19 protein-coding genes and 1 pseudogene are annotated in these 20,941 nt (G+C 73.1%); 13 read left to right on the top strand and 7 right to left on the bottom strand.

Annotation, left to right across the window (positions count from 1 at the left end):
• The first annotated feature begins 46 nt into the window (after positions 1-46).
• The 7 genes and pseudogenes from ACEQ2X_RS16660 (at position 47) to ACEQ2X_RS16630 (ending at position 5,226) form a co-directional block, all read left to right on the top strand.
• Positions 47-214: a hypothetical protein gene (locus ACEQ2X_RS16660; protein WP_370326958.1), complete on the top strand. Its 168-nt coding sequence runs from the start codon at positions 47-49 to the stop codon at positions 212-214.
• Positions 211-524, top strand: a pseudogene (locus ACEQ2X_RS16655) (organic hydroperoxide resistance protein). Before ACEQ2X_RS16660 ends, ACEQ2X_RS16655 begins: the two are co-directional and overlap by 4 nt.
• On the top strand, positions 521-949 hold the full coding sequence (locus ACEQ2X_RS16650; protein ID WP_370326957.1) for a hypothetical protein: 429 nt from the start codon (positions 521-523) through the stop codon (positions 947-949). The pseudogene ACEQ2X_RS16655 and the gene ACEQ2X_RS16650 overlap by 4 nt, the downstream one beginning before the upstream one ends.
• A 133-nt stretch (positions 950-1,082) precedes the next feature.
• Positions 1,083-1,853 carry a hypothetical protein gene (locus ACEQ2X_RS16645; protein WP_370326956.1) on the top strand — a complete coding sequence of 257 codons (771 nt, stop codon included), beginning with the start codon at positions 1,083-1,085 and terminating at the stop codon, positions 1,851-1,853.
• Positions 1,850-2,650 carry a PspA/IM30 family protein gene (locus tag ACEQ2X_RS16640; protein ID WP_370326955.1) on the top strand — a complete coding sequence of 267 codons (801 nt, stop codon included), beginning with the start codon at positions 1,850-1,852 and terminating at the stop codon, positions 2,648-2,650. Before ACEQ2X_RS16645 ends, ACEQ2X_RS16640 begins: the two co-directional genes overlap by 4 nt.
• A gap of 226 nt (positions 2,651-2,876) precedes the next feature.
• A complete protein-coding gene (locus ACEQ2X_RS16635; RefSeq protein WP_370326954.1) occupies positions 2,877-4,640 on the top strand; it encodes a cell wall-binding repeat-containing protein in 1,764 nt (587 codons plus the stop codon).
• 88 nt (positions 4,641-4,728) lie between these two features.
• Positions 4,729-5,226, top strand: a complete 498-nt coding sequence (locus ACEQ2X_RS16630; protein WP_370326953.1) for a Dps family protein — start codon at positions 4,729-4,731, stop codon at positions 5,224-5,226.
• A gap of 126 nt (positions 5,227-5,352) precedes the next feature.
• Here ACEQ2X_RS16630 and ACEQ2X_RS16625 read toward each other — a convergent pair whose 3' ends face one another.
• Positions 5,353-5,856 carry a MaoC family dehydratase gene (locus tag ACEQ2X_RS16625; RefSeq protein WP_370326952.1) on the bottom strand — a complete coding sequence of 168 codons (504 nt, stop codon included), beginning with the start codon at positions 5,854-5,856 and terminating at the stop codon, positions 5,353-5,355.
• Positions 5,857-5,932: 76 nt separating this feature from the next.
• Positions 5,933-6,568, bottom strand: a complete 636-nt coding sequence (locus ACEQ2X_RS16620) for a maleylpyruvate isomerase family mycothiol-dependent enzyme (RefSeq protein ID WP_370326951.1) — start codon at positions 6,566-6,568, stop codon at positions 5,933-5,935.
• Between the two features lie 119 nt (positions 6,569-6,687).
• Here ACEQ2X_RS16620 and ACEQ2X_RS16615 point away from each other — a divergent pair, with 119 nt between their 5' ends.
• Together ACEQ2X_RS16615 and dxs are read left to right on the top strand one after the other, a co-directional pair.
• A complete protein-coding gene (locus ACEQ2X_RS16615) occupies positions 6,688-8,319 on the top strand; it encodes an acyl-CoA dehydrogenase family protein (protein ID WP_370326950.1) in 1,632 nt (543 codons plus the stop codon).
• Between the two features lie 102 nt (positions 8,320-8,421).
• Positions 8,422-10,287, top strand: a complete 1,866-nt coding sequence (dxs, locus tag ACEQ2X_RS16610; protein WP_370326949.1) for a 1-deoxy-D-xylulose-5-phosphate synthase — start codon at positions 8,422-8,424, stop codon at positions 10,285-10,287.
• 356 nt (positions 10,288-10,643) lie between these two features.
• Here the strand turns inward: dxs and ACEQ2X_RS16605 are convergent, their stop codons facing one another.
• The gene (locus ACEQ2X_RS16605) at positions 10,644-11,402 is read right to left on the bottom strand and encodes a nitrilase-related carbon-nitrogen hydrolase (RefSeq protein WP_370326948.1); all 759 of its coding nucleotides are present in this window, start codon (positions 11,400-11,402) and stop codon (positions 10,644-10,646) included.
• A 3-nt stretch (positions 11,403-11,405) separates the two neighbouring features.
• A complete protein-coding gene (locus ACEQ2X_RS16600) occupies positions 11,406-12,620 on the bottom strand; it encodes an aminotransferase class I/II-fold pyridoxal phosphate-dependent enzyme (protein WP_370326947.1) in 1,215 nt (404 codons plus the stop codon).
• A gap of 58 nt (positions 12,621-12,678) precedes the next feature.
• Between ACEQ2X_RS16600 and ACEQ2X_RS16595 the strand changes: the two genes are divergently transcribed.
• Positions 12,679-15,162, top strand: a complete 2,484-nt coding sequence (locus ACEQ2X_RS16595) for a cell wall-binding repeat-containing protein (protein WP_370326946.1) — start codon at positions 12,679-12,681, stop codon at positions 15,160-15,162.
• Between the two features lie 13 nt (positions 15,163-15,175).
• Here the strand turns inward: ACEQ2X_RS16595 and ACEQ2X_RS16590 are convergent, their stop codons facing one another.
• Both ACEQ2X_RS16590 and ilvD read right to left on the bottom strand, forming a co-directional pair.
• On the bottom strand, positions 15,176-16,057 hold the full coding sequence (locus ACEQ2X_RS16590) for a CoA ester lyase (RefSeq protein ID WP_370327020.1): 882 nt from the start codon (positions 16,055-16,057) through the stop codon (positions 15,176-15,178).
• Positions 16,058-16,230: 173 nt separating this feature from the next.
• Positions 16,231-17,901 (bottom strand): dihydroxy-acid dehydratase, encoded by a 1,671-nt coding sequence (gene ilvD / locus ACEQ2X_RS16585; protein WP_370326945.1) that lies wholly within the window; start codon positions 17,899-17,901, stop codon positions 16,231-16,233.
• A gap of 99 nt (positions 17,902-18,000) precedes the next feature.
• Here ilvD and ACEQ2X_RS16580 point away from each other — a divergent pair, with 99 nt between their 5' ends.
• The 3 genes from ACEQ2X_RS16580 to ACEQ2X_RS16570 all read left to right on the top strand — a co-directional run bounded on the left by ACEQ2X_RS16580 (position 18,001) and on the right by ACEQ2X_RS16570 (position 19,906).
• Positions 18,001-18,561, top strand: a complete 561-nt coding sequence (locus tag ACEQ2X_RS16580) for a hypothetical protein (protein ID WP_370326944.1) — start codon at positions 18,001-18,003, stop codon at positions 18,559-18,561.
• 67 nt (positions 18,562-18,628) lie between these two features.
• Positions 18,629-19,225: a TetR/AcrR family transcriptional regulator gene (locus ACEQ2X_RS16575; RefSeq protein ID WP_370326943.1), complete on the top strand. Its 597-nt coding sequence runs from the start codon at positions 18,629-18,631 to the stop codon at positions 19,223-19,225.
• Positions 19,226-19,228: 3 nt separating this feature from the next.
• The gene (locus tag ACEQ2X_RS16570) at positions 19,229-19,906 is read left to right on the top strand and encodes an MOSC domain-containing protein (protein ID WP_370326942.1); all 678 of its coding nucleotides are present in this window, start codon (positions 19,229-19,231) and stop codon (positions 19,904-19,906) included.
• Between the two features lie 8 nt (positions 19,907-19,914).
• Here ACEQ2X_RS16570 and ACEQ2X_RS16565 read toward each other — a convergent pair whose 3' ends face one another.
• A complete protein-coding gene (locus ACEQ2X_RS16565) occupies positions 19,915-20,937 on the bottom strand; it encodes an LLM class F420-dependent oxidoreductase (RefSeq protein WP_370326941.1) in 1,023 nt (340 codons plus the stop codon).
• Positions 20,938-20,941 lie beyond the last annotated feature (4 nt).

Raw genomic sequence — 20,941 nt, 5'->3', positions numbered from 1 at the left:
CACCCCGACGAACCTCGGGCGGGTGTCGCAGGACACCATCTAGATCGTGCACAACATGGTTGTGCGCGCCGACGCACCCGGCGTCCACCGGACGCTCGCGTCCCAGCTCGACACGACGCTCACCCCCGATGAGGCCATGACCCTCCACGCGCTCGCGCGGCGGCTCTCGGGTCTGTCCGCCCCCGACCCCACCACCGAGGAGCACCCCACGTGAAGACCCTGTACACCGCTGAGGCCATCGCCACCGGAGGCGGGCGCGACGGCCACGCCGCGACCCCGGACGGCCGCATCGACCTCGACCTCGCCGTCCCCCAGGCCATGGGCGGCTCCGGTGACGGCGCCAACCCCGAGCAGCTGTTCGCCGCCGGGGACGGTTCGGCCTCGAGGTCGCACTGCACGTCGCGATCCCCCGCCTGGACCGGGAGACGGCCCAGGAGCTGGCCGACCGCGCCCACGAGGTCTGCCCGTACTCGAACGCGATCCACGGGAACGTCGACGTCGTGATCGACGTGGTGGAGGCGTGAGCGCGCGCACAGGCCTCGTGCGGACCCTCGGGCGCCTGGCCCTCGGCGGTGCGCTGCTGGTGGCCGGCACCGGTCACCTGATCGTGGCGCGCGAGGAGTTCCAGGCGCAGGTGCCGTCGTGGATCCCCGTCGACGCCGACGCGGTCGTCGTCGGCTCCGGCGTCGTCGAGCTGGCCCTCGGCACGGCGCTGCTGGCGGCCCCGCGACGTCGCCGGTCGCTGGTCGGCTGGGTCGTGGCGGGGTTCTTCGTGGCGATCTTCCCGGGCAACGTGTCCCAGTACGTGGAGGGCGTCGACGCGTTCGGACTCGAATCCGACCGGGCCAGGCTCGTCCGGCTCTTCTTCCAGCCGGTGCTGGTCGCGTGGGCCCTGTGGTCCACCGGCGCGTGGCGCGACCGCCGCGACGCCACGCGGCACGCGGACTGACCCCGCCGGTCCTCCTCTGATCGTACGGGTCGTCAGGGTCGGCGGCGGCGCGGGGGCCTGGCCATCCCCTAGTGGCAGCGGAGGGTCCCACGGCCCTCGCTGCACCTCCCGGAGCCCGGTAGTCTCCCGGCGGATGACAGCCATCGAGGACCGGTCGTTCCGCGACCGCTTCTTCACCCCGAGGGTCGCGCGGACGATCGCCGCGCCGTCCTCGATCCTGCTGCTCGGCGGCGCTGCCGCCGCCGGGATCCTGGCGGGGGGTCCTCTGGTCGGTGCGGTCCTCGGCCTCGGGGCCTACGCCGCACGCGTCCTCACGGCCGTGCCCCGACGGGGGCGCGCGGATGCCGTCGACCCGATGGCGCTGCGCTCGCCGTGGCGCGACTACGTGCACGAGACCCAGATCGCCGAGAAGCGGTACGCCCAGGTCCTGCGCGGCGCCCAGCCCGGCCCGCTGCGGGATCGCCTCGAGGGGATCGGGGCGCGGATCACCGACGGCGTCCGGGAGGCGTGGCGGATCGCCCAGCGCGGCCAGGCCCTCGAGGACGGCCTGCACCAGCTCGAACCGGCGGAGGCCGAGCGGGCCCTGCCCGCCGCGCAGGCCGAGGCGCAGCGCAACCCGAGCGAGGCGAACCGCCGGCGCGTCGAGGCGCTGCAGGCCCAGGTGGCGACCGCGCGACGCCTCCGGGACGTCACCCAGGACGCCGCGGAGCGGCTGCGCCTCCTCGATGCCCGCCTCGACGAGGCCGTGGCGCGGGCGGTCGAGCTGTCCCTCTCCGGCGACAGCGGCCAGCTGTCGGGCCTGGGATCCCACGTGGACAGCGTGGTCAACGAGATGGAGGCGCTGAGACAGGCGCTGGAAGAGACCGGCGGTGGAACCGCCCAGATGGGAGTGACCGAGCAATGATCAAGCTGATCCGCCGAGCGTGGAACTACCTGGTGGCGCTGCTCACCGGTCGGTTCAACGAGCGCGCCGACCCGAAGGTCCAGCTGGAGCAGGCGATCATGGAGGCCCAGGAGCAGCACCGGCAGCTCAAGGAGAACGCGGCCAACGTCATCGCCAACCAGAAGCAGACCGACATGCGCCTGAACCGGGCGATGGAGGAGATGGAGAAGATCTCCCGCTCCGCCCGCCAGGCCGTGCTGATGGCCGAGGACGCCACCAAGAAGGGCGACGCGAAGAAGGCGGGGGAGTACACCTCCGCCGCGGAGTCCTTCGCCAACCGCCTCATCGCCGTCGAGCACGAGGTCGAGGAGCTGAAGGCGCTGTCGCTGCAGCAGGCGCAGTCCGCCGACCAGGCGAAGGCCGCGGTGCAGCAGAACTCGACGGCCCTGCAGAAGAAGCTGGCCGAGCGCCAGAAGCTGCTGAGCCAGCTGGACCAGGCGAAGATGCAGGAGCAGATGAACGCCGCGATGGCGTCGCTGTCCGAGACCGTCGGACAGGAGACCCCCTCCTTCGACGAGGTGCGGGAGAAGATCGAGGCCCGCTACGCCAAGGCCAAGGGCGCCCAGGAGCTCCAGGGCGAGTCGGTCGAGGGGCGGATGCTCGAGATCGAGCAGGCGGCCCTCAACACCGAGGCCCAGGCCCGGCTGTCCCAGATCCGCTCCGAGCTCGGGCTCGACGGCGGGCCGGCCGAGGCGCCCGCGGAGGCCGCGCCGACCACCGAGACGGCGACCGGGACCGACGCCGGCCAGGCCACCTGACCAGGGGGCCAGGTAACCAGGCGCACAAATCCGCTCCCGCGGTCGCGCGGTGGTCGCGGGACGCAGTACGATCACCTTCCGGCGGCCCGCCGTGCTATCCCCCCCGGCACGGCGGGCCGCTGGTCATCTGGGGGGCCTCGCGGCAGCGGCGGCAGCCGTTACGGCCTCCGACCTGTCAAGGTGACCAGTTGCCCGCCGATCTGGATGACGGACACTCCCGACCCAGATGGATCCCATGCGCCGCCGCTTCCCCCTGCGCCGAACCCTGCCCGTGCTGCTCGTCCTGTCGATGGCCCTCGTGTCGTCGACGGTCCTGGCCACCTCGCCGGTGGTCGCCACGGACGGCATCCCCGACCACGGCGAGGCACCGCTCGACGACCACGGCCACCCGCACGCCCCGCACGGGGACGGGGACTCGTCGTCATACGCCTACGAGGGGGACACCCGCGTCGTCGACCTGACGTTCCCGCTCCCCGAGGGGCAGTACCAACGACCCCTGTACGACAGCTACTACGACGGGCGGTCCGGCGGACGGACGCACCGCGCGATCGACGTCATGGCGGACAAGATGACCCCCGCGCACGCGGTCGTCGGCGGCACGATCTGCTACCTGAAGACCCAGGAGCACGCGTCGGCGGGCTGGTACTTCCGGCTCTGCGGGGACGACGGCCTCAGCTACTTCTACATCCACATGAACGACGACACCCCGGGCACCGATGACGGGATGGGCGGCATGGAGAACGCCTTCGCCCCCGGGATCGAGGAGGGCGCGCGGGTCGAGCGCGGCGACCTCCTCGGATGGGTCGGAGACTCCGGCAACGCCGAGTCGAGCGGGTCGCACCTCCACTTCGAGATCGTCGAGGACACCGACGCCGACATCCGGATCAACCCCTACCCGTCGTTCGAGGCCGCCGAGGCCCGCGGCGACTTCCCCGAGGCCCCGTCGCCGATGCCCGCCCCGACCGGGGGCGACGACCAGGACGACGACGACCAGGGCGACGCCGGCGATGACGACGGAGATGACGACGACGCGCCGGGTGACCGCGGGCCGATCGGGTTCACCCGGCTGGCGGGCGACACCCGCGTCGCGACGGCCGTCGCGATGTCCCGGGCTGCACGCAGCGCCGCCTCGACCGTGGTGGTGGTCCCCGCCGGCAGCTACGTCGAGGCCCTGGTCTCCGCCCCCCTCGCCGGGTTCCTCGACGCTCCCGTCCTGCTCACCGGCAGCACCGGGCTCGATGACGACGTCAGCGACGAGATCCGTCGGCTCGGGGCGCGCAACGCCTACCTCGTCGGCTCGCCGTCGGACCTGCCCGGATCGGTCGAGGACGACCTGCGCGACGCCGGCGTGCGGAACATCGGCCGTCTGACCGGGCAGGACCGGTACGCGCTCAGCGTCGCGGTGGCCGAGGACATCCTGACCTACGGGTCGGCCTCGCCCTACGACGACGTGATCCTCGCCCTCGGCGACGCCGATGCCGGCGACCGCGCGTGGCCGGATGCGCTCTCCGCGAGCGCGCTGGCGGCGAACGCCGTCACGCCCGTGCTGCTGGTGGAGTCCGACCGGCTGCCCGACCCGGTGGCGGACTTCCTGACCACCCATCGGCCGGACGGGGTCACCGTGGTCGGCGGGACCGCCGCGATCAGCGCGCACGTCGCCGAGGAGGCCGCCGCCCTCGCCGGTGGCACGGCCACCCGGCTGGCTGGCGCCACCCGGTACGAGACCAGCGTGGCGATCGCCGACGCGGCGGTCGACCGCGGCCTCGACGCGGCCGAGGTGTGGGTCGCGACCGGCCTCGACTACCCCGACGCCCTCGCCGCGGGGCCGGCGGCAGCCGCCTCCGGATCGCCGCTCGTGCTCGTCGACGGCCGCACCCCCGGCGGTGCGCCGGCCAGCGAGCAGTGGCTGCGCGGGAACGCCGGCCAGCTGCTGGTGGTGGGCGGCGAGCACGCCGTCGCCGACGCGGTCGCCTCGTCCCTCGCCGGCTGACCGGGCGCGTCGGGTTTCCGGGCGGACCTGCGGGGCAAGGACTGGGGCAACCCTCCCGCCCCCGACATGCCCGAGGAGCTGAACGGATATGACCGCCTGGTCCGTACCCGGCCTGGACGACAGCGCCGCCGAGAAGGTCCGCACCCAGCTGCAGGAGCGCCTGGTCGCCCTGATCGACCTCCAGCTGACCCTGAAGCACATCCACTGGAACGTCGTCGGCCCGAACTTCATCGGCGTCCACGAGATGCTGGACCCGCACGTCGAGGCCGTCCGCGAGATGACCGACGCCACCGCAGAGCGCATCGCGACGCTCGGCGGCGAGCCGGTCGGCACGCCCGGCTACGTCGCCACGACCCGTGACTGGGACGAGTACGACCTGAAGCGCGCCAGCGTCGACTCCCACCTCAAGAAGCTCGACGAGGTCTACAACGGCCTGATCGCCGACCACCGCGAGGTGATGCGCGAGTTCGAGGAGCTCGACCTCGTCACCCACGACATGATGGTCGAGCAGACCGAGCAGCTCGAGATGTTCCAGTGGTTCGTCCGCGCCCACCTCGAGAACGCCGCGGGCGAGCTGAAGAAGTAGCACCAGCCCCCACCAACGGGCGCAGCCAGTCCCCCGGCTGACGTCCACTCCCTCACCACGGAGGGCCGCCATCCCGCCGGCGGCCCTCCGTGCTGTTCCCAGGGGATCCGTCCCCCGGGGAGCGTGCTACCCCTCGTCGACCTTCGGCTCCGGCCGCCCCGGGAACGTCTCGGGCCCGTCGCCGCGCTTCGGGATCAGCACCTTGCGGGTGAACTCGCAGACGATCGTCCCGTCCTGGGTGTAGCCGATCGTGCGGACCTTCACGATGCCGCGGTCCGGCTTCGACTTCGACTCGCGGACCTCGAGCACCTCGGTCTCCGAGTAGATCGTGTCGCCGTGGAAGGTGGGGTTGGCGTGCTTCAGCGACTCGATCTCGAGGTTCGCGATCGCGCGACCCGAGACGTCCGGGACGCTCTGGCCGAGCACGATGGAGTACACGAGGTTGCCCACGACCATCGCCTTGCCGTGCGGCGTGGCCGCCGCCGCGTAGTTGTCGTCGGAGTGCAGCGGGTGCTGGTTCTGGGTGATGGCGCAGAAGAGGATGTCCTCGGCCTGGGTGATCGTCTTGCCGGGCCAGTGCTTGTACACGTCACCGACCTGGAACTCCTCGAGGTACCGACCGAACTGCATGCGTGGCCTCCTTGGCTCGTGCGGGATCGGGCCGGAGGCTACGCACTGCCCGGATGGCGCGCCGAATCGCCGTCCCTCAGGCGATGACCGGCAGGCGCGGGTCGGGGTGCGCCTCCCGTCCCGTCGCCGCCAGGACGAACGAGGCGGTGTCGAGGGTCTCCGGCGGGTCGCCGTCGAGGAGCCCGACGAGGATCCCCTCGGTGACCGACAGCGCGGCCGGTGTCGTGGCCGGGCGTCGGCCGAGGGCACGGCACAGGTCGAGGTGGTGGACCACCAGCTCGAGGACCCTGGTGGCGGCGTACTCCTCGAGCGCCATCGGACCGCGGAAGGTCTGGATCGACCGGGCGGGGTCCGCGGCGGCGAGGAGGTCGGCCGTCGACCGCCAGGCCTCCGCGAACGCGGCGGGCAGCCCGTCCGAGCCGACGCGCCGGGCGTCCTGCCGTGAGCGGTCGGCCACACCCGGGGCCGCCGCGGCGTGGTCGAAGTCGAAGTACGACACGCGGTCGCACACCGGGCCCTCCCCCTCCACCTCCTCGTCGGCGTAGGCCGCGATCCGGTCCGCGGCGCGCACCAGGTGCGCGACCAGCTCGGCCACGGACCACTCGCCGAGCGCCGGCCGGTCCCAGTCCCCGTCGGTGATCGTCGCGATCGTCGCCTCCACCGCCTCCGCCTCGGCGGTGAAGGCGGCGGTGATGTCCACGTGGTCCTCCATGGCCACAGCGTGCCAGCGGACACCGGGCCGATGTTGGGTCCAGTGCTACTGGCGGGTAACAATGCGGGCGCCCGCCGGACCGGAGGTCCGGTCGCCCCGTGCCGAGAACCGAGGTCCAGATGCCAACCGACGCTGCCCGCACCATCGTCGCCGCCGCCCGCGAGGTCGTCGACGGCGCCCTCGCCCGCCTGGCCGCGGACGCCGTGACCGACGGTCGGATCGACCTCGACGTGGTCGACCGCGAGCAGCAGCTGGCCTACGACCTCGCGAGCGCCGCGTCGCGCGTCGCGGCTGCGGAGGAGGTGCTGGCCTACGGCGAGCGAGGCGATCTGGAGGCCCGCCTCACCCTCGCCTTCGCCGGCGAGGTCGCCGCCGACCTGGCTGCGCGGATGGTGGGGCGCGAGGGCGACTGGGGGCTGGCCGCCGACGCCGCGTGGCGCTCAGACGACGTCGCCGAGGCGCTGGCGGAGGCGCGGTCCACCGAGCTGCTCGAGTCCCTGGGCGAGGCGGTGCTGGCCAACCCCGATCTGCCCCGCCACCTGTCGGAGGAGATGGAGCTGGTCCGGGGCACGTTCAAGGACTTCGCCGAGTCCCGCGTGCGCCCCGTCGCCGAGGAGGTCCACCGCCAGGACGCCGACATCCCCGACGAGATCATCGCCGAGCTCGGGGAGATGGGCTGCTTCGGGCTGTCGATCCCCGAGGCGCACGGCGGCTTCGCGGAGGGGGAGTCCGAGGACGACTTCATGTCCATGGTCGTGGTGACCGAGGAGCTGTCCCGCGGCTCCCTCGGCGTCGCGGGATCGCTGATCACCCGGCCGGAGATCATCTCGAAGGCCATCGCCGCCGGGGGGACCGAGGAGCAGAAGGCGGAGTGGCTGCCGCGGATCGCATCGGGCGAGCTCATGTGCGGCGTGGCCGTCACCGAGCCGGACTTCGGCTCCGACGTCGCCGGGATCAAGACCTCCGCGACGCGGGACGGCGACGAGTTCGTGCTCAACGGCGTGAAGACCTGGTGCACGTTCGGCGGCAAGGCCAACCTCCTGCTGGTGCTGGCCCGCACCGACCCCGACCGGAGCCTGAAGCACAAGGGCCTCAGCATGTTCGTCGTGGAGAAGCCGTCCTTCGGCGGCCACGAGTGGTCCCACACCTCCGAGCTCGGCGGCCGCATGGAGGCGAAGGCCATCCCCACGATCGGCTACCGGGGGATGCACAGCTTCGAGATCAGCTTCGACGACTACCGGATCCCGGCCTCCAGCCTCGTCGGCGGGGAGGACGCCCTCGGCAGGGGCTTCTACCTGCAGATGACCGCCTTCGCGAACGGCCGCCTGCAGACCGCGGCGCGGGCGACCGGCGTCATGCAGGCCGCCTTCGAGGCGGCGGTCACCTACGCCCGCGAGCGCCACGTCTTCGACGTCCCCCTCGGGGACTACGGGCTGACGCGCACCAAGCTCGGTCGGATGGCAGCCGTCATCGCCGCCAGCCGCGCCTTCAGCTACCGGTCCGCCCAGTTGCTCGGGGCCGGCGCGGGGCAGGTGGAGGCGGCGATGGTCAAGTCCTTCAGCTGCCTCGCCGCGGAGTGGCTCACCCGGGAGGCCATGCAGATCCACGGCGGCTACGGCTACGCCGAGGAGTACGCGGTCAGCCGGTACTTCGTGGACGCCCGCGTCCTCAGCATCTTCGAGGGCGCCGACGAGGTGCTCGCGCTGCGCGTGATCATCCGCCAGCTCCTCGCCGACGCCTCCGGCGCGTAGCGGCGCCGCCCAGCGGGCAGAACGTCCACGAACGCGCCCAGCCTCTGATCGATCTAGCATCGGACGACGACCGCGGCGCCCCCGACGACAGGACCCACCTCGATGGTGCTCGACCGCATCAACGGACCAGCCGACCTCAAGGCCCTCGACGCCGACGAGCTGCCCGCTCTGGCCGACGAGATCCGCGAGTTCATCGTGGCCGCGGTGGCGAAGACCGGCGGGCACCTCGGCTCCAACCTGGGCGCGGTCGAGCTGACCCTCGCCCTCCACCGCGTCTTCGAGTCCCCCCGCGACACGATCCTGTGGGACACCGGGCACCAGGCCTACGTCCACAAGATCGTGACCGGCCGTCGGGACCACTTCGACCAGCTGCGCCAGGCGGGTGGGCTGTCGGGCTACCCCAGCCGCACCGAGTCCGAGCACGACGTCATCGAGAACAGCCACGCGTCCACGTCGCTGTCCTGGGCGTTCGGTCTGGCCAACGCCCGGCGCGGGCGGAACGGCGCCGGACGGGTCGTGGCGGTCATCGGCGACGGCGCGCTGACCGGCGGGATGGCCTACGAGGCGCTGAACACGATCGGCCACCTCCAGGTCCCCGTCGTGATCGTGCTGAACGACAACGGGCGGTCCTACGACAAGACGGTCTCCCGGCTGGCGAACGAGGTCAGCAAGGTCCGGTTCTCGAGCCAGTACCGGCGTGCCCGACGCACCGTCGACCCGCTGATCGACCGGTTCCCGTACGCCTCGCGCCTGGCCGACGCCGGCCTGACCGCCGTCAAGGCCGTGGTCAGCGACGACCCCGCGCTGCAGGGCTTCGTCGAGGCGCTGGGGATCCGCTACCTCGGCCCCGTGGACGGTCACGACCACGCCGACCTCGAGCGCGCCCTCGGCATCGCGGCGGCGCAGGACGGTCCGGTGCTGGTGCACGCCCTCACCCAGAAGGGCAAGGGGTACACCCCGGCGGAGACCGACCGCGAGAAGAAGCTGCACGACACCTCCGCCTTCGACGTCGTGACCGGGCAGGGGCTCAAGTCCAAGGGGCGCAGCTGGACCCAGGCCTTCGCCGACGCCGCCCTCGAGCTGGCCGCCCGCCACCCCGAGCTGATCGCGATGACCGCGGCGATGCCCGGCTCGACGGGCCTCCTGCCCGTGATGGCCCGCTACCCCGAGCGCGTCATCGACGTGGGGATCGCCGAGCAGCACATGGTCACCTCGGCGGCAGGTCTGGCGCGCGGCGGGAAGCTGCCGCTCGTGGCGGTCTACTCGACGTTCTTCAGCCGGGCGTTCGACCAGACCAACCTCGACGTCGGGCTGCACGACGAGCACGTGATCTTCTGCTTCGACCGCGCCGGGATCACCGGCGACGACGGGCCCAGCCACCACGGCGTCCTCGACATGAGCCTGTGCCTGCGGATCCCGGCGATGACGGTCTTCGCGCCGTCCTCGGAGCAGGAGCTGGTCACGATGCTCGACACCGCCGTCGGCCTCGAGGGACCGGTGTCGCTGCGGTTCCCGAAGACCGCGGCGATCCAGCGCGAGCACCCGGGGTCGGGCCTGGCCGCCAACCGCCTGCGGGAGGGGTCGGACCTGGCCATCGTCGCGGTCGGCGACCGCGTGGAGGCCTGCCTCCAGGCCGCGGAGCTGCTGGCCGCCGACGGCATCGAGGCGGCGGTGTGGGACCCCAGGGTCATCCGACCGGTGGACGCGACCATGATCGACGACCTCGCCGGCCACCGCGTCGTCGTGACCGTGGAGAACGGCGTGGTCAACGGCGGCGCCGGTGCGTACATCGCCGACCGCCTGGTCGAGCGGACCGGGGTCATGGAGGCCCCGCCCGTCCTCCGTCTCGGCGTCCCCGACGCCTACATCCCCCACGCGAAGCCCGACCGGATCCTCGCCGAGCTCGGCCTCGACGCGGCGGGCATCGACGCGTCGATCCGCAAGGCCATGGGCATCGAGCGCACCTGAACGCCGTCGCGGACGCGTTGCGCGCCCCGGCACCCTCGGCCGGCAGCTGAGGGACGGGTGGACCAGGGGTGCAGTACGCTGCGCCACGCGCGCCCTGGATCCTGCGCACCGCACGTGCGGGAGGGTGAGATGCATGCCGATCACGTCCGGTTGGTGCAGACCTCGTGGGCCCAGGTCGTCCCCGTCACGCCCCTGGCCGCCACGCACTTCTACGAGCGGCTGTTCGAGATCGCGCCGGAGCTGCGCCCCCTGTTCAGCGGCGACGTCGTCGAGCAGGGCCGGAAGCTGATGACGATGCTCAACACGGCGGTCACGCGCATGGACCGGCTGGACGAGCTGCTGCCGGCCCCCGCACCTCAGCGGCGGTCGGCCATGAACGGGAACCGCTTGCGGACCCGCTCGACCTCCTCGGGGTCGACGTCGGCGAGGAGCATCGCCTCCCCCTCGCTCGCCGTCGCCAGCAGGTTGCCCGACGGATCGATGATCATCGAGTCGCCGGCGTAGTCGAGGTCGTTGCCGTCGGTGCCCACCCGGTTGACGGCGGCCACGTAGGCCTGGTTCTCGATCGCGCGGGCCCGCAGCAGCACCTGCCAGTGCTCGCGGCGGGCCCGCGGCCAGTTGGCGACCACCACGTACAGGTCGGTGTCGGCCGCGGTCGCCCAGAACTCGTCGGCGAACCGCAGGTCGTAGCAGACGAAGCAGGTCGTGCGGAGGCCGCCGACGTCGACGGTCAGGAAGTCGGCGCCGCGCCCGTAGTGTCGGTCCTCGCCGGAGTAGCTGAACGGGTGGATCTTGTCGTAGGACCCGAGCACCCCGTCGGGCCCCGCGACCACGAGCCGGTTCGTGGGCAGCGGTCCCGCCGACGACGTCGCCATCGACCCGGCCAGCACCAGCCCGTGCGTCGACGCCTGGTCCACCATCCAGCGGACGGTGTCGCCGTCGGCTGGCTCGGCGATCCGCTCGGCATCCATCGAGAAGCCGGTCGGGAACATCTCGGGCAGCAGCACCAGTCCGGCGCCGGCGCCGGCGGCGGCCCACAGCTTCTCCGCGAACCGGCGGCGGTTGGTCTCGTGGTCCTCCCAGACCAGCTCGGACTGCAGAGCGGCGATGCGCATGGGTCAGGTCCTCCCGGGGGGCAGCGAGCGTGACATCCCGTGCAACCGGTCCTGCAGCCGCGCGATGCCGACGTCCAGCAGTTCGTCGGTCTTGCAGAAGGCGAAGCGGACGTACCCCCGGCCGTCGGCCGGGTCGTCGAAGAACACCGACACGGGGATGGCGGCCACCCCCACCTCGAGCGGCAGGCGGGCGCAGAAGTCGACGTCGTCGGCGAAGCCGAGCGGCCGCACGTCGACGGTCACGAAGTACGTCCCGTCGGTCCGGTGCACCGCGAACCCCAGATCCGCGAGCGCGCCCGACAGCCGTGCCGCCCGCGCGGCGAAGCTCGTGGCGAGCGGCGCGGTGTAGGTCTCGCCCCACGTCAGCGCGTCGGCCACCGCGTGCTGGAAGGGGGTGCCGGAGGTGAAGGTCACCCACTGCTTGGCGGCCCGGATCGCCTGGGTGAGCGGCGCGGGCGCGCAGACCCACCCCACCTTCCACCCGGTCACGCTGAACGTCTTGCCGGCCGAGGAGATCCGCACGGTCCGCTGGTGCATCCCCGGCAGGGACGCGATCGGGACGTGGACGGCGTCGCCGTAGACCAGGTGCTCGTACACCTCGTCGGTGATGACGACCACGTCCGCGGCGGTCGCGACGTCGGCGATCACCTCGAGCTCGTCGCGGTCGTAGACCTTCCCGCAGGGGTTGTGGGGGCTGTTGAGCACGATCGCGCGGGTCCGGGGGCCCACCGCCCGCCGCAGCGCCTCGGGGTCGAAGCGCCACACGCCGTCGGCGTCCGGTCCGAGGGGCACCCCGCGGGCCCGCCCGCCCGCCATGGCCACCGCGGCCGGGTACACGTCGTAGGCCGGCTCGAAGAGCACGACCTCGTCCCCGACGTCGACCAGCGCCTGGATCGTGGCGAACATCGCCTCGGTCGCGCCGGTGGTGACGGTGACCTCGTGGTCGGGGTCGTAGCTGAGCCCGAAGTGGCGGGTGGCGTGGCCGGCCACGGCGGCGCGGAGGGTCGGGATGCCCGGACCGGGTGCGTACTGGTTGTGGCCGTCGGCGATGGCCCGCCGGGCGGCGTCGGCCAGGTCCGCGGGCGGGTCGAAGTCGGGGAAGCCCTGGCCGAGGTTGACCGCGCCGCTGCGGAGCGCCAGCGCCGACACCTCGGTGAAGATCGTCGTGCCGATGCCCTGCAGTCGGGCGGTCAGGTGGGGGGTCCGTCCGGTGTCCATCGCCTCGCCGCGCACTGTAGGCGTTCACGGCGCCGGCTGCGTGGTCTAGGGTCGGACCATGCGACGCGTCACGATTGCGGGCGTCGTGGCCGTGCTGGTGGGCGTGGCGGCCCTGCCGGTGGCGGCTGACGGCGTGACCGAGACCAGCGACACCCTGTCGATCGTCAAGGAGGGGACCGATCCCTCCAACGCCCAGATCGCCGTGGACCTCCTGACCGAGACCCCGCTCACGCCCGACCGCGTGCTCATCGGCCGTGACGACGTCTTCGTCGACTCGATGGCGGCCGGCGTCCTGCAGGACGAGAGCCCCCTGCTGCTCGTCCCGCCGGCGGGGCCGGTTCCCGCCGAGGTCATGGCCGCGCTGGAGGGGACCGGCGCTAGCCGGGTCACCCTCCTCGGCGGCGAGAGCGCGGTGCAGGCCCCGGTCGCCGACGAGCTGGCCGCCGCGGGCTACGCCGTCGACCGCCGCGCCGGGGACTCGCGCTTCGAGACCGCGGTGGCGATCGCCCGCGACGCGGGTCCGTCGGACACGGCGATCCTCGTCCGCGCCTTCGAGGCGCCGGGGGCGACGGACCCGACGCAGGCCTTCGCCGACTCCCTCGCGGCGGGCTACATGGCCGCGGAGAACGGGTGGCCCATCCTGCTGACCCAGACCGACGTGCTGAGCGGCCCGACCCGCGACTTCCTGGCCGAGCAGGCCTTCGACCGGGTCCTCATCCTCGGCGGCACCGCACCGGTGTCCGACGCGGTCGCGGGCGAGGTGGCCGCGTTGGCCGGCACCGTCGACCGGATCGCCGGTCCCGACCGGTTCACCACCGGCGTGGAGATCGCGAAGGAGACCGGCGCGGAGTCGGCCGCCGACGTCGCCCGGGTCACCCTGGTGGAGGGCCAGGGCGCGGACGCGTGGGCGGGCGGGTTCGCCGCGGCCGCCCACGCGGCCCACTTCGACGCCCCGATCGTGTTGACCACCGGCGAGTCCGTGCCCGGTCCGACCGAGGCCTGGCTGGCGGGCGGCGGGTTCGCCCAGGTGGGCGGGGGCGTGCGGGTGACGTGCGTCACGCCCTTCGCCGCCTGCGCGGAGGGTCGCCAGGCGCTGGACCTGCCGCCGCTCGCAGACGTCACCTTCGACCCGCCGACCGGTGCGACGGTCGCCACCGGCAGCGCGGTGGCGGTCAGCGGGGCGCCGTCGACGGCGTCGGTCTCCGGGTCCTGCGTCGGCGACGGCGGCTCGCTCGGTGACGGGCAGGTCACGATCACCGCCGGCGGTCCGACCTGCGACCTGGTCGTGACCTTCCCCCTCGACGGCGGCGCCACCCAGACCGAGACGGCCACCTACGCGGTGGGGGGCGGCGGAGCGGTCGAGCTGATCTCCGCCGGACCGGACGGCACCGCGGTCGGGGGGCGCTATGCCGACGCGAGCGACGACGGCCTGGTCGTCGCGTTCCTCTCCGACGGCGACCCGACCGGTGCCGGCACCAGCGGGGTGCACGTGTACGCCCTCGACGAGGCCGGGGAGGTCCACCTGGTCGACGCACGGCCCGACGGCACCGCCGGCGGGGGGATCATCCCGTCGGGCGACACCGCACCCCAGGTCATCGGCGAGGGCCGCTACTCGGTGGTGTTCGCGGCGCCCGACCCCGGGCTGGACACCGGCGGAGCGGTCGGGTCATCGACCGGCACGAACGTCTACGTCCGCGACCTGACGTCGGGTGACGTGCGGCTCCTGTCCGTCGACGGGGCCGGTGAGCCGGTCGCCGACGCGGTCTTCGGCGCCGCCAGCGCCGACGGGCGCACGTACACCTTCACGGGGACCGGTGCGGCTGCGGACGGGGCGAACCCGAGCCGCCACATCTTCATCCACCGCCAGTTCAACGGCACCACCGACGTCGTGCGGGACCACACCGGCGCGCCGTTCGCGAACGCCGACCCCGGCGACGTGGTGATCTCCGCGGACGGGTCGACGCTCGCGTTCTCGAGCGAACGGGCGGAGCTGGTGGCCGGTGACACCAACGCCCGCCCCGACGTCTACGCCTACGACGTCGCCGCCCAGGCGATCGAGCGGGTGAACGTCACTGCCGACGGCGCCGAGGCGACCGGAGGAGGGGCGGCGCTCGCATCCCACCTCGGGATCACCGCCGACGGCGACCGGGTGATCTTCACCACGACCGCCACCAACCTCGGCCCCGGCGCCGGCCAGCAGGTCGTCCTCCGCGAACGGGGTGCCGGGCGCACCGCGCCGATCGTCGTGGGCGCCGGCGAGCAGCTCGCCCCGTCGATCTCGGCCGACGGCTCGCTGATCGCGCTCGTCTCGACCGAGTCACCTCCTGGCAGCGGCGACCAGGGCTGCGGGGTGTACCTCCTCGACGTGGAGACCGCCGAACCCCTCCGCCTGCACGGCGACACGCCCGGCAACCTGTGCCCGACCACGGGCACGTCGGTCGGCGCCGGCGGCGAGGTGGTGTTCGACTCCTCGACGGCGCTGGTCGGGGCCGATCAGAACACCGTCCCGGACATCTACCGCGCCGTCGTCCCCGGCGGCTGACCTGCCGCGCGCGTCAGCTCCGCTGTGACTCCGGGCGGGCGGTCATGCCCGCCGCCTCGCCGCGCTGCAGGATCCGCTCGGCCATCTTCCGCGACGCCTCGTCGATCATCACGTCGCCGAACATCACCGCACCGGTGGCGTCCTCCTCCGTCGCCCGGCGGTAGGCGGCGAGCAGGTCGCTCGCGTGCTCGAACTCCTCCTGGGTCGGGCTGAAGACCGCGTTGACGACGTCGACCTGGGCGGGGTGGAGCACCCACTTGCCGTCGAACCCGAGCGCCCGGGCCATCCCCGCCACCTCGCGCAGCCCGTCGGCGTCCTTGATCTTCGCATACGGCCCGTCGATCGCCTGCACGCCGGCGTTCCGGGCGGCGATCAGGATCCGCATCAGCACGTGGTGCCACAGGTCGCCGGGGTAGCTGGCCGACCGCTCCCCGAGGGTGGTGCCCGGCATCCCCAGCGCCGCGGCCATGTCGCCCGGGCCGAGGATCAGCGTCTCGACCCGGTCCGAGGCGAAGGCGATGTCGTCGATGTTCGTGAGCCCGGCGGCGTCCTCGATCTGGGCCTCGAGGCCGATGCGGTGCTCGAGCCCGATCTCGGCCTCCACCATCCGCAGCAGGTGGTCGACGAACTCGATCTGGCCGGGGTCCTGCACCTTCGGGATCATCACGCAGTCGATGTGCTGGCCGGCCGCGCCGACGACCTCGATCACATCGCGGTGGCAGAAGTGGGTGTCGACGGCGTTCACGCGCACGACGACCGTCTTCTCGCCGAAGTCCTGCTCCTCGAGGGCGCTGACGACGTTGGTCCTCGCCTGGGCCTTCTCCCCGGCGGCGACGGAGTCCTCGAGGTCGAGGAACACCTGGTCGACGGCCATGCCCGGCGCCTTCGCGAGCATCTTCGGGCTCGAGCCGGGGACGGCCAGGCAGGTGCGGCGGGCGCGGGCGGGCGCGGCGGAGGACACGGTCGGGCTCCCTGGGCTCGGGGACGGGACGGGCGCGGGACTGACCCGCAGCGGGCCAGGAGCCTATCGGCGCACCGGCCGAGCCACGCAACCGGGCGGGCCCGGGGTCAGCCGGTGACCGCGCCCCGCTCGGCGCCGCTCACGAGCCTGGCGTACTTCGCCAGCACACCGGCGGTGTAGCGCGGCTCGGGGTGGCGGACCGCCGCGCGACGGCGGTCGAGCTCCGCGTCGTCGACCAGCAGGTCGAGCCGACGTGCCGCGATGTCGAGCAGGATGCGGTCACCGTCGGCGACGAGCCCGATCGGCCCGCCGTCGACCGCCTCGGGGGCGCAGTGCCCGACCGACAGCCCGTGGGTGGCGCCGGAGAACCGTCCGTCGGTGACCAGTCCGACGTCGCCGCCCCTGCCGACGCCCTTCACGGCGGCGGTGACGCCGAGCATCTCCCGCATGCCCGGCCCGCCCTTCGGGCCCTCGTAGCGGATCACGATGAAGTCGCCGGGCTGCAACCCGCCGCCGAGCACGAACGCCATCGCGTCCTGCTCGCCGTCGAACACCCGGGCGGTCCCCTCGAACACCATCTCGTCCACTCCCGCGACCTTGACGACGGCGCCGTCGGGCGCGAGCGACCCACGCAGGATCGCCAGCCCGCCGTCGGCGTTGATCGGGTCGTCCAGGTCGCGGATGACGTCGCCGTCCGGGTCGGGGACGTCACCCAGGTCCGACAGGTTCTCCTGGACCGTCCGGCCGGTGACGGTCAGGCACGACCCGTCGATCAGGTCGCGCTCCAGCAGCATGCGCATCACCGTCGGGATCCCGCCGACCTCGTCGATGTCGCGCATGAGGAACCGCCCGTGGGGGCGGGAGTCGACGACGTGCGGCACCCGCCGGCCGATGCGGTCGAAGTCCTCGAGGTCGAGCGCCACACCGGCTTCGTGGGCGATGGCCAGCAGGTGCAGGACGGCGTTCGTCGACCCGCCGACGGCCATCACCACCGCGATCGCGTTCTCGATCGACGCGCGCGTGATGATCTGGCGGGCGGTGATCCCCCGGTCGAGCAACCCCGTGACGGCCCGTCCCGACCGGACGGCGAGGTCGGCCCGCCGCGGGTCGATCGCCGGGGGTGACGCCGAGCCGGGCAGCGACAGGCCCATCGCCTCGAGCGCGCTCGCCATGGTGTTCGCGGTGTACATCCCGCCGCAGGACCCCTCACCGGGGCAGGCGTTCGCCTCCACCGCGTGCAAGTGGTCGTCGTCGATCGTCCCCGCGGCGTGGGCGCCCACGGCCTCGAACACGTCCTTGATGTCGATGTCCCGGCCGTCGAGCGTCCCCGGCATGATCGTGCCGCCGTAGAGGACCACGGCGGCGAGGTCCATGCGCGCCGCCGCCATCGCCATCGCGGGGATCGACTTGTCGCACCCCGCGAACAGGACCATGCCGTCCAGGCGCTCGGCGTGCATGACCGTCTCGACGGAGTCGCAGATCACCTCGCGGCTCACCAGCGACGCCCGCATGCCCTCGGTCCCCATCGAGATCCCGTCGGAGACCGCGATCGTCGTGAACTCGATCGGGAACCCCCCGCCGGCGCGCACCCCGTCCTTCGACGCCTCGGCCAGGCGCTTCAACGGCAGGTTGCAGGGCGTGACCTCGTTCCAGGACGACCCCACCCCGACCTGCGGCTTGGTGAAGTCCTCCTCGGACATGCCGACCGCCCGCAGCATGGCCCGGGCGGGGGCCTTGGTCGGCCCCTCGGTGACGTCGGTGCTGCGCGGGCGTTGCATGGCTCCTCCTCGGACGGGGTGCACACGATAGTTGTCCTGGTGACCATGGCGGGCGGAGGGGCGGCGTTTGCCCCCCGGGCGCCCGGGAACAGTCGCGGCATGGATTGGCGCCGACGACCAGGGACCGATCCGGCGGATCCACACGGGGTCGCCGACCTGCTCGCGCGCGCCTGCGAGCTGGTGTCGACGTCCGCCGTCGAGGGCACCCGGTTCCTGTTCACCACCGGCGAGATGCTGCGCGTCAGCCGCGAGATCGAGCAGACCTCCATGGTCAGCGCCGACGTCCCGCTGTACGTCGGCGTCCAGCACGGGCACCGACTCGACGTCCAGCGCGACGTGTACCGCAGCCTCCTCGCCGCCGGCGTCGAGGTGATCGCGTACGGCTGCGACGGCGGGCCGTCGCTCCGCGGCATCTCCTGGGTGCGGGTGCCCGAGGACCCGTATGCGCTCACCGCCTCCTGGTTCCTCGTCCGCGGCGGCGAGGCCCCCCACGCCCTGGTCGGCTTCGAGCTGACGGGCGGTGGCGAGCGCCGGCGCTGGGAGGGGTTCGAGACCCGCGACGGCCGGCTGATCGAGGCCGTGGTGGACCACCTGGCCGCGACGGCGGAGGGCATCTCGCTCGACCGCGCCGAGGAGCGGTCGGGCTCCCACCACGGGTGATGCCACGGCGCGCCCAGGCGCGCGTCCGGGAGTGGCGGGATCCCGCGCTCTGAACTACGTTCACCCGATGGCAGAACCGCAGGTCACGGGGAAGGGCGCCCAGACGAGGGCGAAGCTGCTCAAGGCCGCGGCGGCGGAGCTGGTCGAGTCCGAGGGGCAGCTCGAGGTCGCGGCCGTGGCCCGCCGCGCCGGCACCTCCATCGGCCTGACGTACCGCTACTTCCAGAACAAGGGCGCGCTCGCGGCCGCCGTCGTGGAGGACTTCTTCGACCGCCAGGACAACGCGGTGCTGATGGCCGAGATCGAGGCCGACGACTGGCGGGCCCGGGAACGCCGGCGCATCGAGCTGATGGTCGCGTTCCACTACGCCGAGCCGATGGCCCGCGTGGCCCTCGGCGGCCTGGCCCGCGAACCCGAGGTCGCGGCGGTCATGGTCGACCGCCAGGCCCGCCAGGCCGCGATCGTGGCCGCGATGCTGGCCCGCGGGCAGGACCTCGGGAAGGTGGACACCGAGCTCGACCCCTCGATCGCCGGGCCGATGATCCTGGGGGCGATCCGGGAGGCCCTGCGGGTGGGCCTGGCCGCCGGGGACGCGCTGGGCGCCGGCGACCTGACCAACCAGATCCTCCACCTCGTGGACTCCGCCACCCGCGTCAGGAGCTGAGCCGTGGACCGCCACCCGACGGATCACCCCGCCATCGTCGCGGTCTGCCGCACCCGTGCGCTGCAACCCCGCACCGCGTCGAGCCGCCACCTGTCCGGCATCGACAAGGGCGGGGTCGACGCCGTCGTGGTCACCCCGACCGGGGTCGAGGGGGACGAGGTCCGCGACGTCGAGCACCCCGGCGGCATCGACAAGGCCGTGTACGCCTACGCCGACGAGGACGCCGCCTGGTGGGCGGCCGAGCTCGGCGAGGACATCTGGCCCGGCCGCTTCGGGGAGAACCTCCGCACCCGCGGCGTCGACCTGGTCGGCGCGGTGATCGGGGAGCGGTGGCGCATCGGCGCGGACGTCCTCGTGGAGGTCTCCGAGCCACGCGTGCCGTGCGCCCCCTTCCAGCACCACATGGGGGACCGCCCCGGCTGGGTCAAGCGCTTCGCCGACGTCGGCCGGACCGGGACGTACCTGCGGGTGCTGGCCGGAGGCCCGGTCGCGCCGGGCGATGCCGTGGAGGTGCTGTCACGTCCCGCGCACGGGGTGACGATCGGCCGCTGGTTCACCGCCAACGACCCGGCCGACGCGAAGGCCCTGCTGGACGCGGAGTCCGACGACTGGCAGGTGCCGGCGGCGCTCCGCGGCTACATCGTCCACGTGCTGGCCCGCGCCGGCGCGGGCACGACCTGACCCGGGCGCTACAGCGCGGCCACCAGCGGTTCGAGCACCTCCGCCTGGTAGGTGCCCAGGATCATCGTGCCGACCCGCGACGCCTTCCACGCCTCGAGGCGGTCGAGGATCCGGTCCATCGGCCCCACGAGGGCGCACTCGTCGACCAGTGCGTCCGGCACCAGCGCCGTCGCCTCGCCCTTCTTGCCGTCGAGGTAGAGGTCCTGGATGCGGGTCGCCGCCTCCTCGAAGCCGTAGCGGCACGCGAGGTTGAAGTAGAAGTTCCGGCCCTTCGCGCCCATGCCCCCGATGTACAGCGCGAACATCGGCCTGAGCGCGTCCCGGCAGGCGTCCAGGTCGTCGCCGGTCACGACGGACACCGTCGGGGCGATGTCGAAGTCGCTGCCGTCGCGGCCCGCGGCCGCGAGGCCCTCGTCGAGGTCGGCGTTGAAGATGTCCTCGCGCTCGGGGGAGTAGAAGATCGGCAGCCAGCCGTCGGCGATCTCGGCGGTCAGCTGGACGTTCTTCGGCCCGATGGCCGCCAGGTAGATCGGGATGTGCGGACGGACCGGGTGCAGGATCGACTTGAGCGCCTTCCCGAGCCCGGTCGCGTCGGCACCGCTGTAGGGGACGTCGTACTCCTCGCCGTGGAACTCGACCGGCTGCTCGCGGGCGATCGCCATGCGGACGATCTCGACGTACTCCCGGGTGCGCGTGAGCGGCTTGCCGTAGGGCACCCCGTGCCACCCCTCCACCACCTGCGGGCCCGACAGGCCCAGGCCGAGGAGCATCCGCCCGCCGCTCAGCGCGTCGAGGGTCATGGCGGTCATGGCGGTGTTCGCGGGGGTCCGGGCCGGCATCTGGAAGATCGCCGAGCCCAGCTTGATCCGCTCGGTCCGGCCGGCGAGGTAGCCGAGCACGGTCGCGGCGTCGGAGCCGTACGCCTCCGCGGTCCACACCGAGTCGATGCCGACCGCGTCGGCGTGGGCGACCAGCGGCATCACGTCGCCGATCGCGGATCCGGAGTAGCCGATGTTCAGGCCGAGGCGCATTGGG

Source organism: Euzebya sp. (assembly GCF_964222135.1).
GTDB lineage: Bacteria > Actinomycetota > Nitriliruptoria > Euzebyales > Euzebyaceae > Euzebya.
Note: the sequence above shows the minus strand (reverse complement) of the source record. Positions and strands in the feature narration are given on the sequence as shown.

What these genes read in the sequence shown, in the direction of transcription:
- ACEQ2X_RS16645 (WP_370326956.1), top strand. Translation starts at nt 1,083, where the DNA reads ATGACAGCCATCGAGGACCGGTCGTTCCGCGACCGCTTCTTCACCCCG.
- ACEQ2X_RS16640 (WP_370326955.1), top strand. Translation starts at nt 1,850, where the DNA reads ATGATCAAGCTGATCCGCCGAGCGTGGAACTACCTGGTGGCGCTGCTC.
- ACEQ2X_RS16635 (WP_370326954.1), top strand. Translation starts at nt 2,877, where the DNA reads ATGGATCCCATGCGCCGCCGCTTCCCCCTGCGCCGAACCCTGCCCGTG.
- ACEQ2X_RS16630 (WP_370326953.1), top strand. Translation starts at nt 4,729, where the DNA reads ATGACCGCCTGGTCCGTACCCGGCCTGGACGACAGCGCCGCCGAGAAG.
- ACEQ2X_RS16625 (WP_370326952.1), bottom strand. Translation starts at nt 5,856, where the DNA reads ATGCAGTTCGGTCGGTACCTCGAGGAGTTCCAGGTCGGTGACGTGTAC.
- ACEQ2X_RS16620 (WP_370326951.1), bottom strand. Translation starts at nt 6,568, where the DNA reads ATGGAGGACCACGTGGACATCACCGCCGCCTTCACCGCCGAGGCGGAG.
- ACEQ2X_RS16615 (WP_370326950.1), top strand. Translation starts at nt 6,688, where the DNA reads ATGCCAACCGACGCTGCCCGCACCATCGTCGCCGCCGCCCGCGAGGTC.
- dxs (WP_370326949.1), top strand. Translation starts at nt 8,422, where the DNA reads ATGGTGCTCGACCGCATCAACGGACCAGCCGACCTCAAGGCCCTCGAC.
- ACEQ2X_RS16605 (WP_370326948.1), bottom strand. Translation starts at nt 11,402, where the DNA reads ATGCGCATCGCCGCTCTGCAGTCCGAGCTGGTCTGGGAGGACCACGAG.
- ACEQ2X_RS16600 (WP_370326947.1), bottom strand. Translation starts at nt 12,620, where the DNA reads ATGGACACCGGACGGACCCCCCACCTGACCGCCCGACTGCAGGGCATC.
- ACEQ2X_RS16595 (WP_370326946.1), top strand. Translation starts at nt 12,679, where the DNA reads ATGCGACGCGTCACGATTGCGGGCGTCGTGGCCGTGCTGGTGGGCGTG.
- ACEQ2X_RS16590 (WP_370327020.1), bottom strand. Translation starts at nt 16,057, where the DNA reads ATGCTCGCGAAGGCGCCGGGCATGGCCGTCGACCAGGTGTTCCTCGAC.
- ilvD (WP_370326945.1), bottom strand. Translation starts at nt 17,901, where the DNA reads ATGCAACGCCCGCGCAGCACCGACGTCACCGAGGGGCCGACCAAGGCC.
- ACEQ2X_RS16580 (WP_370326944.1), top strand. Translation starts at nt 18,001, where the DNA reads ATGGATTGGCGCCGACGACCAGGGACCGATCCGGCGGATCCACACGGG.
- ACEQ2X_RS16575 (WP_370326943.1), top strand. Translation starts at nt 18,629, where the DNA reads ATGGCAGAACCGCAGGTCACGGGGAAGGGCGCCCAGACGAGGGCGAAG.
- ACEQ2X_RS16565 (WP_370326941.1), bottom strand. Translation starts at nt 20,937, where the DNA reads ATGCGCCTCGGCCTGAACATCGGCTACTCCGGATCCGCGATCGGCGAC.